Here is a 12,304-nt window from a genome sequence, read left to right as displayed (position 1 = left end):
CCCCACTGGTGAAAGTTTCACTTTATAGACATTATGTTGCCTTTATAACATATTTGGAAAGTATCCACAAGTTAAATGAAACTGAAACAGTATAACCAGCATACGTTGCAATAATAAAACTAATATAGTCAAATTGCTGAAGCAATACAATATTTAGCACAATTTTTATCCCTACTCCTATAAGCAAACCAAGCACCGTTTTTCGCTGTTGATTAATTCCTTGTAGCATGGCCGCTGTTACAGAAAAAAGTGAAAAGAGTATACAAGCCGGGGCGTAATAGCGTAAAATCACACTTCCTATTGCTGGATCATTCCCCGTCCCAAATAGTAATGTATATACCGGTTCAGCTAAAAGCATCATTCCTAACGATGCTGGAATCGTAATAAATACCACAAGCAAATTTGTCCTTGTAAAATGTTTATATAATAACTGTTCATTTCTTGCTACATACGCCTTTGTCATTTCAGGAACGAGCGACATGCTAAAAGCTGTAGCAACAGAAACTGGAATTAATACAATCATTTGTACAAGCCCAATAACTGCATTCATTTTTTCTGCTTCCCGTTGTAAATATCCCATCTGCATTAATAACTTATTAATTGTAAATGTATCAATTGTTTGATACAAAGGAATTGCAAGACCTACAACAACAAATGGAATGGAGTATGCAAATAATTCTTTATAAAGTGTAAAAAATGACTTTGTCGTTTGCGGAACACTCATACTTTCTTTTTTCTTTAAATGTCTTCTTCTCTTTATGTAATATCCAATTAAGATTCCCAGCCCTGCTACTGCCCCTACAAAAGCACCAAACGTAGCAACTCCAACCGCCAACGCTGTTGATCCTTTATATATATGGAGCATCGCAAAACTTCCGATTAAAATTGTTAGCACTCGAAAAAATTGCTCGACCACAACGCTTGAAGCAGATGGACCCATCGATTGAAACCCTTGAAAAAATCCACGTAATAAGCTCATCGATGGTACAATTAATAAAGCAAAACTCACGATTCGAATATTATATGTAACAGCCGTCACACTATTGCCCGTTTGATCTCCGGTATCAATAACAATTTTCGCCAGCTGAGGAGCTAAACTATATAATAATAAAAATGATATAATCCCCATAAAAATCATAAAAATAATCCCGCTTTTCAATACTCGCTTCACCGTGTAATAATCGTCTAATTCATTATATTTAGACACCATTTTTGACACTGCTAACGGAAGACCCATTGTTGCAATACTAAGCATAATTGTATAAGGACGATAAGCATATGTATACAATACATATCCACCCGTTCCAACCATCGCAGTAAAAGGAATAACGTATATAAACCCAAGCATTTTCGAAATCATCGTTGCCATTGTTAAAAAGAATGTTCCGCGTAAAAACGGTGATCCTTTCATGAAATTCCTCCGCTATACTGTTTTACTACACCATATGGACAACTTTCTACTTTTAGAACTTATACAAAGTGAAACTTTGATAAACTAAGCTCTCACCAATCGGGCGCATGTCAGCAGTTATCCCCCACCTATCTTCTTAAGAAAAGCGGAAGCGGCTTGCTCAGAATCGTAGGACGCCCGCGCTCAAGGCAGAGAGGCGTTTTTCGCATCGTCCGGGGGGCGAAACGACCGGAGATTCTAGCCGCTAGAGCTGGTCAATGCTTTACTCTGAATCTTGAGGTGGGGATCTTACTACCCGCTAATAGTGGGATAAATAAAGAAAAAGCCAATGAAAATCCATTGACTTTAACGACCTGTTTTTCTTTTTTTCAATAATTTCATACCTATGTATACAGCAATAAAAAGAATGGCTGCTATTGCGAAATAATGCGTATAGTCAGCAGCATATTCTTTAATATGACGCCAATTCCCACCAAGTTTTTCACCGAAATAAATAAACAGAATAGACCACGGAATAATTGCTAGTACCGTATATATTGTAAATCGTTGTAATGACATTTTAGCTAATCCTGCTGGAATCGATATCGCATGACGTACAAATGGAATAAAACGCGCAGAGAAAATAACACCTACACCATATCGGTTAAACCATTCTTCTGCCACATCTAAATGTTTCTTTTTAATCAATATATATTTACCATATTTTTCAACAACTGGACGCCCACCATAATATCCAAGCCAATAAAGGAAAATTTGCGCTAAAGTTCCACCAATCGTTCCGGCAATGACTGCCCCAACGAAATTAAGTTCTCCCTTTGCAACTAAAAAACCCGCATAAGACAGTACAATTTCACTTGGAATGATTTCAATCATGAGTCCTAGCGCAATCCCAAAGTACCCAAGACTTATAAAAAATTGTAGTAACTGATCAATCAAATTTGCTAGCATTTTTCACTTATCTCCTTTTTTTACTTCACATACTTTCCTATTATTTCATAAAACCATGTCCTTGCCAATATGTTGCTACCTATTGATATAAAACTATGTAATAATTAAAAGTATATACTAAAATATTTCTAATCAGAAGGGAGGAAGTACTCGATGAGATATAAACTACTAGAAACTATTCCAAAAGATAGGAAAATAATAAAAGATTTATTGACCTTATACGAAGAAATTTTTCAAGTTTCCAATACAAATCTACTAAGAGAAATAAAAGAAAAGAAACATTTACTTTTAATACTTGCATTCGATCATGAAACTGTAATTGGCTTTAAAATTGGCTATGAAAGAAAAGCATTTCTATAGTTGGATTGGCGGTGTACATCCAACCTATAGAAAACAGGGCATTTCCTCAAAACTGATGCGTATGCAGCATAAGTGGTGCAAAGAGAATGGCTATAAGACAATTCAAACAAAAACAAAAAATAAATGGAGAAACATGCTTATGTTAAATATTAAACATGAATTTAATATTATCGGTACATATACCGATGAAAAAGGTGAAACAAAAATCATATTAGAAAAAACATTGTAGTTATCAAAGTAACTTTACATATAATCTTTGTTATTTTTTCAATCTATTAACCTTTCTTTATTCGGATTTTTCATATAAGCAAACATTTGCCGGATTTGCCATTCCGTATTTCTTCCTATCGATAACTCCGGCAATTCGTCTTCTCCAAAAAACTGAACATCTTCTGTTTCAATACCGATTTGTCTTTCACCACCTACTATTTCACAACTAATAAATATTTTGTATACATCAATTGCAGAAGGTGATGATTGATGTTTCTGCTTATCAAAGATAGATAGTAATCGGAAATTTTCTACTTTGTAACCTGTTTCTTCTAACACTTCTTTTTGCGCAACTTCCGTAGGTGTATAACCAATATCCGCCCATCCACCTGGAAGCGCCCATTTCCCATCACTTTTTTCTTTTACAAAAAGTAACTTCTCTTCTTGAAATATGACCGCTCGTATATCCACTTTTGGAGTTTGATAGCCCGTTTCATTTGCAAATAAGTGTTCGACCACTTCCCAGTCCATTTTTGTATAATGCGACATCATTTCAATTGATAATTTCCGAAGCTCTTGAAAACGTTCTATATCATACACATCTTTGGAATATGCTAATCCTACCTGCGCAATTGCTTGTATTTGTTTTACCCATTCGATCCACTTTATCTCCATCACTTCACCTTCCCCCACCTAGATTACATTTATTGTATAACAAAAAAAGAGATTGGTCTTTCAATCTCTTTTTTGTTCGCCTTCATAATTCATCTAAATGTTCTATTATAAATCCACGACGCTTTTCAACATATTGAAAAATCAAATTTGGTTCATTATCAAATGCATCTATTTTCTTTTTCATGTACGGATCTTGCAAAACATATGGCCGAATTTCTCCATGCATTCCTTCTACTTTCGATTTTATATAATTTACTGTAAACTGGTTTGAGAGAATCTCTTCCAAAATTTTTCGATACTTCTTCCTAAATACATCAACATCAAGTAATCTAGCACTTAATGTATTAAATCCTTGAATGCGAGAGTAATCATATCTCATCTCTCGACCTCGTACATCTCGCCCCCATGTTGCATCATAATCCCATGGAATCATTTCAAACAACTTTGTTTCTTCATTATGATAGAGTGCATAATTGTGAACAAATCCATCGTAGTTTTGTGTGAATACAACACCCGCTAACCATCGTAAATATTTATCAACATCTACATATTTTACAATCTCTTTCTCATACGCCGCTCGCGAAATTGTATTTAACTGATAGACAAATTCATTTATATATTCTTCGCTATGTTCATTTCTACATTTGAACTCATATCCGACTGATAATTTCGTTTTTATACCCTTATCTAGTTCACTCATTAAAGAGAAATTGGCATCATCATCGACTGCATAATAAATTGAGCCGCTTGGCAAATTACGGCTGCGTAAAAAATTTTCATCTACAGATTCTAACTGTAAATACACGCCCTCAAATCGATTATTAATCTTTATAAGGACATATTGCGACTTTGGAGATAATGTACCAATGTCAGAAAAAAAATCCAGTGATAACTTATTTCTGATTAAAGACGAATCATTAAATTCGGAATTCAAATGCATTTCATGTACACCTTGAAAAAATTTCGGCTTGTAAAACATCACATGATATGATTTTTTCTCAAATTCCCGAATGTGAGAGCCGCGATATACAATATCAATATCATACTTTCTGTTTCCATATGTTAACTTAGCTGCAACAGGATCATCAGACCAAACATCTTTTCGCAGCGCTACAATATTCATTGGGTGAATATAAAATTCATAAGAAGGTAACATATTCTCCCTTCCCTTCTCTTTCATCTACAATCAATGTATGCTTTTCCTTTTCCTCTTGCCACATCCGCTATATGTTTTTTATCACATTTTAGCGTTGTTTCAGGCAAATAAAGAAATTCCTTCATAAAGTGAAACTTTAATCAGTGGGGGGTTCTTCATCCCCCACTGATTATCAGCCCTCACCAATCGGGCTTTTACGGGCAGTTTATCTCCCACCTAACTTCTTTAGAAAAGCGGAAGCGGCCCGCTCAGAATCGCAGGACGTTGGAGCTCAAGGCAGAGAGGCGCTTTTTGCCTCGTCCGAGGGGGGCGAAACGACCGGAGATTCTAGCCGCTAGAGCTGGTCAATGCTTTCACTGAATTTTGAGGTGGGAGTATTACTGCCCGCAAATAGCGGGATAAGTGTATACGAAAAGGATTAATCTTTCGGTCTATGATAAAAAGAGGGATTTATGAACTGTGATATTCAAAAATAATAGAGGAAATAAGGATTACTGGAATAAAATAACTTTCATATCAAGAGCCCCGTTCCCACAATCAGAAGTCTGACAATGTTCCTACTGTACAAAGATAAAAAATGCACTTCTATGACGAAATGTGTCCGCTATTCAAAAAACACTACCAAACAAAACATTCCTGTAGATCAAAAATTTAGCTATCAATAGCGTTGTTTCACTAAACAGAGTAGACTACCTACCGCAGACTATCCCTTAGGATAAACCACCATTTTCCAAAAAAAAACAAACACAATCCATCCGCTTAACATACTTTATTAACAGAAAACACATTATTTAAAAATAGATGGAAATCTTATTTCTTTCTAAGGGGGATTTTGATAGATGTATACCAAAGATGATATTCAAAAAGCAGTAGAAGAAGTGAAGAGCGCTGGCATGGAAGACTTCTTGAACCAAGAGCCTGAGTCCTACTCTAAACGTTCTCGTTCTTGCCGTTCCAAACGTTCTCGCTCTTGCCGTTCCAAACGTTCTCGCTCTTGCCGTTCCAAACGTTCTCGTTCTTGTCGTTCCCGCTCCGAACGTTCTCGCTCTTGCCGTTCTCGTTCCAAACGTTCTCGCTCTTGTCGTTCTCGTTCCAAACGTTCTCGCTCTTGTCGTTCTCGTTCCAAACGTACTCGCTCTTGCCGTTCCCGCTCTCGTTCTCGCTCCCGTTCTCGTTCCAAACGTACTCGCTCTTGCCGTTCTCGCTCTCGTTCTCGCTCCCGTTCTCGCTCCCGTTCTCGTTCCAAACGTACTCGCTCTTGCCGTTCCCGCTCCCGTTCTCGTTCCAAACGTTCTCGCTCTTGCCGTTCCCGCTCTCGTTCTCGTTCCAAACGTTCTCGCTCTTGCCGTTCTCGCTCTCGTTCTCGCTCCCGTTCTCGTTCCAAACGTACTCGCTCTTGCCGTTCCCGCTCTCGTTCTCGCTCTCGTTCTCGCTCCAAACGTACTGGTCCTCCCGGTCCTGGACGCTCTCGTTCTAAACGTACTCGCTCTTGCCGTTCTCGTTCTCGTTCCAAACGTTCTCGCTCTTGCCGTTCCCGCTCTCGTTCTCGCTCCAAACGTACTCGCTCTTGTCGTTCCCGTTCCAAACGTACTCGCTCTTGTCGTTCCCGTTCCAAACGTACTCGCTCTTGTCGTTCTCGTTCTGAACGCTCTCGTTCTTGCCGCTCTCGTTCCAAACGTACTCGCTCTTGTCGTTCTCGTTCTGAACGCTCTCGTTCTTGCCGCTCTCGTTCCAAACGTACTCGCTCTTGCCGTTCTCGTTCTGAACGCTCTCGTTCTTGCCGCTCTCGTAGCTAATATCATATATGCTCAAAACATATACGAATTCTTTCATTACTCTAAAAAATTCAAAGTGGCCTTCACTTTTTTTAAAACACAAATAGACCGCTTTAAGCGGTCTATTTATCTATTAATTTTATAAAACTATAAACTCTTTATACCTCTTCAAAATGTGCAATATCAGCAAACATGTGAATTGTACCTTGTCCTTCTACAACTTCAATCATACTTAAACTTGCACTATGCATGAAAGGACCGTCCCATGTTTTTTCGATAGAGCGTTGATCAAAGTGTCCCATCATAAGCAATGATGTAACAGCATGAGAAACAATTAAAACACTCTCTCCCTCATGCTTTTTAAGTATGTATTCAAGCCCCTTTAATACACGCGCTTTTGCGTCATAAAAATTCTCCCCTAAATTTGATTCATATTGATGCGGTGCATTCCAAAATAAATCAAACTCTTTCGGGTATTTTTCTTGCAATTCAACTTGTGTATATCCTTCCCAAACTCCCATATCAATCTCATATAAATGTTCATCTGCTACAATCGGAATATCTCTATCACCTCTAATTAACTGAGCTGTGTGCATCGTTCGTCCACTTGGACTACTGTAAATAATATCAAGCGGCATATTTTTCATGCGGTTTCCTAATTGTTTCGCTTGCAGCACTCCAGTTTCGGTTAAATTAGAATTTTTTCTGCCTTGCATTCTTTTTTCTACATTCCATTCTGTTTCCCCGTGACGTGTAATGTATAACATCGTTTTCATAATTATCCTCTCCTTCACCAACTCGGTCTAGCATCCCATGGTTCTAATGTTCCTACAATCCATTCCTGTTGTTTATTTTGAATTCCTGCTATAACCCCACTTACAATTTCATCGTGTGTTAACCACCTCGAATATTTTTCTTCTACCACAAAACCTAATATAATTCGATAATAACTACATAAAGAAGAACATCTTACTTTTTTATTCGATTTATAAGCACTGCTTCCAAGTATATGAAATAATTCCCATTCTTTCGAAACGGCGTCAACCTCCTCGCTAATCATTTGTAATGCATCTACAGCTGTGGAATGAATCCAAGCAACAACAAGGGTAATTGGGCCATTGTTTTTTATTGAATTTTTAATTTTAGCACGCAATTCATCACTATCGTGATAATCAACAGCTAAACACGTAACTCTTTCAGAAGCCTTACATATATTTTTTATTTCCTCTAAACGCTTTACATTCCGACCGATTACAGAGGTATGAAAACCTTGTTCAACAAACCACTTTGACACTTCCTGCAACATTCCCGTTCCACCAACGACAAGCACATGCATGACTTCTCCTCTCCCTCCGATATTTAGTAAAATACCATATGCGGTTTTGCTTCTTTGTAATATTGTACTCTTTCTTGAAGTGTCCCTGTATGAAATTCAAATTTATGACCATCTGGATCAGTAAAATAAATAGAATCACAATCTCGCACATCACGTTCTCGTCCTTGTAAAATATGTACCTTATTAGCTTCAAGACGATGTAATAAGGCTGCGAAATCCTCTTTTTCTACTGAAAAGGCAATATGTGTATACGACTGATAAATTTCGTTTCTTGGAATATCCTTTTCTTCATTTAACGCAAACCATATTCCGCATACGTCAAAATAGGCGAGCTTTCTACCTTTTACAAGTAACTTCCCTTCCAACACGTATTCATAAAACTGGATTGATTTCTCTAAGTTAGAAACAGAGAAGCAAAGATGGTTCATTCCTTTTATCACTGTCGTTATCTCCTCTCAATAAAGTGAAACTTCCATCAGTGGAGGGTTCTTCATCCCCCACTGATGAAAAACTCTCACCAATCGGGCGCATGCCAGCAGTTATCCCCCACCTATCTTCTGTAGCAAAGCGGAAGCGGATCTCCCAGAATCGCAGGACGCCCGCGCTCAAGGCAGAGAGGCGCTTTTTGCCTTGTCCGAGGGGGCGAAACGACCGGAGATTCTAGCCGCTAGAGCTGGACAACGTTCTTCTCTAAATGTCAAGGTGAGGTTTTTCTACCCGTTAGTGCGGGATAAAAAAAGATGCGCAATATTTGCGCATCTTTATCGTACTATTTTTTTGTAATATATGTCCATTTATAGCTAAAATCTCCACCAAATGTATGCTTAACAGTTCCTTTTACCTTAGATTTTTCCAGGAAAGCAACGCTCTGCTGATAAACTGGCGAAATTGCAGCATCATCAAATAAGATTTTTTCCGCTTCAGAAAGTGCCTTCCATCTTGCTTTCTCATCTGTTAGCAACTCACCTTTTGATTTTGCAACGAGTTCATCATATTTTGGATTAGCATATGCCATTTCATTAAATGCGCTATCTGAAGTAAACATATCAATATATGTCATTGGATCTGGATAATCCGGGCTCCACGCTGATAAGGAGAAATCATATTGTAACTTCTTCTCTAAATCTAACTTTTGTTTAAATGGCTGCTGTTTAATATTAACTTTTAAACCAGGTAAGTTTTTCTCCAGCTCCGATTTAATGTATTCTCCTACTTTTTTCAAATTATCTTTATCGTAGTTTAACATTTCAACTGTAATCGTATCTTGACCTAACTCTTTTTTCGCTTCTTCCCATAGTTTTTTCGCTTTTGCTGCATTATCTTTATCATCACGGAAGTTTTTATTTGTTTCACGGAAGTCTTTTCCATCCGGTCCTTTTGTGAACTTTTGTGGTACTAAGTAGTATGCAGGTAACGAGCCATCATTTAAGATCGTATTTGCAATTCCTTTTTTATCATACGCTAGGTCAATAGCTTCACGCACTTTTTTATTCGCAAAAATCGGATTCTTCTCATTAAAACGAATAAAATACATACGTGGGTCTAATTCTGATTTAAATTCTTTGCTGTTTCTATACTTATCAACAAATTCTGAACTTAAAATTACTCGGTCTACTTCGTTGCTATCATATAAATTTACAGCTGTTGATGTTTCCTTTACAACATTTACATTAATTTCTTCTAGCTTCACATTATCTTTATCCCAATAGTTTGGATTTTTCTTTAATTGATAGCTTTGTTCATGTTTCCATCCACTCATCACAAACGGTCCATTATACAATAATTTATCTGCTTCTAATGCGTATTTATCCCCTTGTTCTTTCACATATTTTTCATTTAGCGGGAAAAATGTTGGGAATGTCGTAAGCTCTAAGAAATATGGTGTAGGTTTCTCTAACTCAACCACTAATGTCTTATCATCTTTTGCTGTGACACCGAGCTGTTCAAGCGGTAGTTCTCCTTTATTAATTTTCTCCGCATTTTTCACATCAAACAAAATAAAAGCGTATTCCGATGCAGTTGCTTTATCAACAGCACGTCGCCAAGCAAACACAAAATCTTGTGCTTTTACAGGCTCTCCGTTTGACCATTTTGCATCTCGCAAATGAAATGTATACGTTTTCTTATCTTCACTAATTTTCACATCTTTAGCCATACCAGGCGTTGGCTTATTCTCTTTATCTAACCGATATAATCCTTCCATTGCGTTTACAAATACACGAAACGATACAGTATCAGTTGACTTCGATGTATCCATAGAAGGAATTTCTGCTGTTTCTAGTAAATTTAGCACTTGTTTATCAGCAAGCGCTTCATTGCCGCTCTTTTCTGTTGTTGATGCTTTTTCTCCATTTCCACATCCGGCAACTAACACACTTGTAGAGAGTGCAATTGCTGTAATAAGTGATGCTTTCTTCTTCATAAATCTTTTCCCCTCTTTCTGTATATAACAATTAAAAATAAGACCAAGTACTCTTGATTAGTATTATACATAATTTTCTGATAATTTCAAATACTATCTGTAAAAAAAAGAAAAAGTGAAACATGTCACTTTTATCTCATAATTAACGAAAACATAATTCTATTAATGTCTGTTTTACTTTGTAAAATACCCTTATCATCTCATGAGAACAGATCTTAACAATTGAAAGATTTGTTCTATTATCTTAAAAACCCTTCATGCTTTAATAACCATTCTTTCCGCCAAAGTCCCCCTTCATAACCTACTAATTTTCCATTTTTCCCAATAATCCGGTGACAAGGCACAATAATAGAAATCGGATTTTTACTGTTTGCTCCGCCAATAGCACGTACAGCCTTTGGATTTCCAATTTTCTCAGCAATATCAAGGTAAGAGGCACTTTTTCCATATGAAACACTGCAAAGCGCATTCCATACTTGCTTCTGAAATGGAGTTCCTGTTGCTTGGATCGGTACAGTAAATGCTGTTCGTTTCTTATGAAAATATTCATCTAACTCCATTACACACTGCTCAACGGTCGGATGAAGAACATCTTCTTGTTTTTGTTCTACAAATAATACTGAAGAAATGCCATTCTCATCCCCTTTTACTTCAATCCATCCAAGTTCACTTTCATAATATGCTTGATACATAAAAACCTCCTAGTTCTTCATTTATTTGCTATTGTATCATGACGTAAATCTTCCATTCTAAAACAATGAGATTATAGTGATTCACTAAACGTAGACTAATCATAACATAATATTTCTTAAGCATTTCGTTATGGAAAAAAAGAACACGATGCTACAATATTATCAAAAAGATTGATTTAACCACTTTGGATTTATAAGCAAATTAAGATTGAATCATTCCCATTTAGATGGAATAAAGGAGGATCATTATTGTGAACAGTCAGTTATTTTCACCGTATACAATTAAAGATGTTACACTAAAAAATCGAATTGTTATGTCACCTATGTGTATGTACTCCTCTAACAACGAAGATGGAAAAGCAACAAACTTCCATTTTGTTCACTATGCATCGCGTGCGGCTGGTCAAGTAGGGCTTGTTATGTTAGAAGCTACAGCAGTAACACCTGAAGGACGTATTTCCCACAAAGATTTAGGAATTTGGGATAATGAACACATAACGGGTCTACGTCAAATTGTCGATATGACTCATGAATATGGAGCAAAAGCAGCTATCCAGATTGCACATGCAGGTAGAAAAGCTGTTCTCAATACAGATCCTATTGCGCCATCAGCTATTCCTTTTGATTCTTCTATGAAAATTCCTGTACAGATGAGCAAAGAACAAATACAAGAAACGATCACTGCCTTTCGAAATGGGGCGGCGCGCGCAAAAGAAGCTGGATTTGATATCATCGAGTTACACGGAGCACACGGTTATTTAATTAATGAATTCTTATCTCCATTAGCAAATCACCGCACAGATGAATATGGGGGATCCCATGAAAACCGCTATCGTTTTTTACGGGAAATTATTGATGAAGTGAAAAAAGTATGGAATGGTCCGTTATTCGTTCGTATCTCCGCACATGATTATCATCCAGAAGGTTTAACTGTAAAAGACTATGTAACATTTGCGAAGTGGATGAAAGAGCAAGGCGTTGACCTTATTGATTGTAGTTCCGGGGCTGTTGTACCAGCACATATTGATGTATATCCTGGTTATCAAGTATCCTATGCAAAACATTTAAAAGAACATGCTTCTATCGCTACAGGGGCTGTTGGACTTATTACAAGTGGCATACAGGCAGAAGAAATTTTACAACAAGGTTCTGCTGACTTAATTTTTATCGGTCGGGAGTTATTACGAAACCCATATTTTCCAAGAACAGCCGCGAATGAACTTGGTTTTGAATTAACTGAACCATTTCAGTATAGCCGAGCTCCAGGAAGAATTAAAAACACTACCAAATAAAAAGAGAGAGAAGGCATCTTCTCTCTC

At 37.1% G+C, this 12,304-nt stretch carries 14 protein-coding genes and 1 pseudogene; 4 read left to right on the top strand and 11 right to left on the bottom strand.

Translation table 11 applies throughout. From position 1 onward, the window contains the following. Positions 1-31 precede the first annotated feature (31 nt). Together WAX78_RS00160 and uptA are read right to left on the bottom strand one after the other, a co-directional pair. The gene (locus WAX78_RS00160) at positions 32-1,411 is read right to left on the bottom strand and encodes a putative polysaccharide biosynthesis protein (RefSeq protein ID WP_336480308.1); all 1,380 of its coding nucleotides are present in this window, start codon (positions 1,409-1,411) and stop codon (positions 32-34) included. A 345-nt stretch (positions 1,412-1,756) separates the two neighbouring features. Beyond that, positions 1,757-2,359 (bottom strand): undecaprenyl phosphate transporter UptA, encoded by a 603-nt coding sequence (gene uptA, locus WAX78_RS00155; RefSeq protein ID WP_336480307.1) that lies wholly within the window; start codon positions 2,357-2,359, stop codon positions 1,757-1,759. 153 nt (positions 2,360-2,512) lie between these two features. On the opposite strand from uptA, the gene WAX78_RS00150 reads away from it, so the two are divergent. Together WAX78_RS00150 and WAX78_RS00145 are read left to right on the top strand one after the other, a co-directional pair. After that, complete coding sequence (locus WAX78_RS00150) at positions 2,513-2,719, top strand: hypothetical protein (RefSeq protein ID WP_336480306.1); 207 nt, start codon at positions 2,513-2,515, stop codon at positions 2,717-2,719. Beyond that, positions 2,697-2,948 carry a GNAT family N-acetyltransferase gene (locus tag WAX78_RS00145; protein ID WP_336480305.1) on the top strand — a complete coding sequence of 84 codons (252 nt, stop codon included), beginning with the start codon at positions 2,697-2,699 and terminating at the stop codon, positions 2,946-2,948. The genes WAX78_RS00150 and WAX78_RS00145 overlap by 23 nt, the downstream gene beginning before the upstream one ends. A 38-nt stretch (positions 2,949-2,986) precedes the next feature. Here the strand turns inward: WAX78_RS00145 and WAX78_RS00140 are convergent, their stop codons facing one another. Together WAX78_RS00140 and WAX78_RS00135 are read right to left on the bottom strand one after the other, a co-directional pair. Next, complete coding sequence (locus WAX78_RS00140; RefSeq protein ID WP_336480304.1) at positions 2,987-3,604, bottom strand: NUDIX hydrolase; 618 nt, start codon at positions 3,602-3,604, stop codon at positions 2,987-2,989. Positions 3,605-3,686: 82 nt separating this feature from the next. After that, positions 3,687-4,760 carry a CotH kinase family protein gene (locus tag WAX78_RS00135; protein WP_336480303.1) on the bottom strand — a complete coding sequence of 358 codons (1,074 nt, stop codon included), beginning with the start codon at positions 4,758-4,760 and terminating at the stop codon, positions 3,687-3,689. An 839-nt stretch (positions 4,761-5,599) separates the two neighbouring features. Here WAX78_RS00135 and WAX78_RS25090 point away from each other — a divergent pair. Then, positions 5,600-5,668, top strand: a pseudogene (locus tag WAX78_RS25090) (CotG/ExsB N-terminal domain-containing protein); the annotation flags it as partial. A 17-nt stretch (positions 5,669-5,685) separates the two neighbouring features. Here WAX78_RS25090 and WAX78_RS00130 read toward each other — a convergent pair. The 7 genes from WAX78_RS00130 to WAX78_RS00100 form a co-directional block, all read right to left on the bottom strand. After that, positions 5,686-6,315 carry a hypothetical protein gene (locus tag WAX78_RS00130; protein WP_336480302.1) on the bottom strand — a complete coding sequence of 210 codons (630 nt, stop codon included), beginning with the start codon at positions 6,313-6,315 and terminating at the stop codon, positions 5,686-5,688. Then, the gene (locus tag WAX78_RS00125; RefSeq protein WP_336480301.1) at positions 6,234-6,593 is read right to left on the bottom strand and encodes a hypothetical protein; all 360 of its coding nucleotides are present in this window, start codon (positions 6,591-6,593) and stop codon (positions 6,234-6,236) included. The genes WAX78_RS00130 and WAX78_RS00125 overlap by 82 nt, the downstream gene beginning before the upstream one ends. Positions 6,594-6,693: 100 nt before the next feature. Continuing rightward, positions 6,694-7,311 (bottom strand): phosphoserine phosphatase 1, encoded by a 618-nt coding sequence (locus WAX78_RS00120; RefSeq protein ID WP_336480300.1) that lies wholly within the window; start codon positions 7,309-7,311, stop codon positions 6,694-6,696. 14 nt (positions 7,312-7,325) lie between these two features. Continuing rightward, complete coding sequence (locus WAX78_RS00115; RefSeq protein ID WP_336480299.1) at positions 7,326-7,871, bottom strand: short-chain dehydrogenase; 546 nt, start codon at positions 7,869-7,871, stop codon at positions 7,326-7,328. Positions 7,872-7,894: 23 nt separating this feature from the next. Beyond that, a complete protein-coding gene (gene fosB, locus WAX78_RS00110; RefSeq protein ID WP_336480298.1) occupies positions 7,895-8,311 on the bottom strand; it encodes a FosB/FosD family fosfomycin resistance bacillithiol transferase in 417 nt (138 codons plus the stop codon). Positions 8,312-8,640: 329 nt separating this feature from the next. Then, the gene (locus tag WAX78_RS00105) at positions 8,641-10,293 is read right to left on the bottom strand and encodes a peptide ABC transporter substrate-binding protein (RefSeq protein WP_336480297.1); all 1,653 of its coding nucleotides are present in this window, start codon (positions 10,291-10,293) and stop codon (positions 8,641-8,643) included. Between the two features lie 239 nt (positions 10,294-10,532). Then, complete coding sequence (locus WAX78_RS00100; RefSeq protein WP_336480296.1) at positions 10,533-10,985, bottom strand: methylated-DNA--[protein]-cysteine S-methyltransferase; 453 nt, start codon at positions 10,983-10,985, stop codon at positions 10,533-10,535. Between the two features lie 251 nt (positions 10,986-11,236). On the opposite strand from WAX78_RS00100, the gene namA reads away from it, so the two are divergent. Further along, on the top strand, positions 11,237-12,277 hold the full coding sequence (gene namA / locus WAX78_RS00095) for an NADPH dehydrogenase NamA (protein WP_336480295.1): 1,041 nt from the start codon (positions 11,237-11,239) through the stop codon (positions 12,275-12,277). Positions 12,278-12,304: the final 27 nt, after the last annotated feature.

It is taken from the genome of Bacillus yunxiaonensis (assembly GCF_037104695.1).
GTDB classification, from domain to species: domain Bacteria; phylum Bacillota; class Bacilli; order Bacillales; family Bacillaceae_G; genus Bacillus_A; species Bacillus_A yunxiaonensis.
Note: the sequence above shows the minus strand (reverse complement) of the source record. Positions and strands in the feature narration are given on the sequence as shown.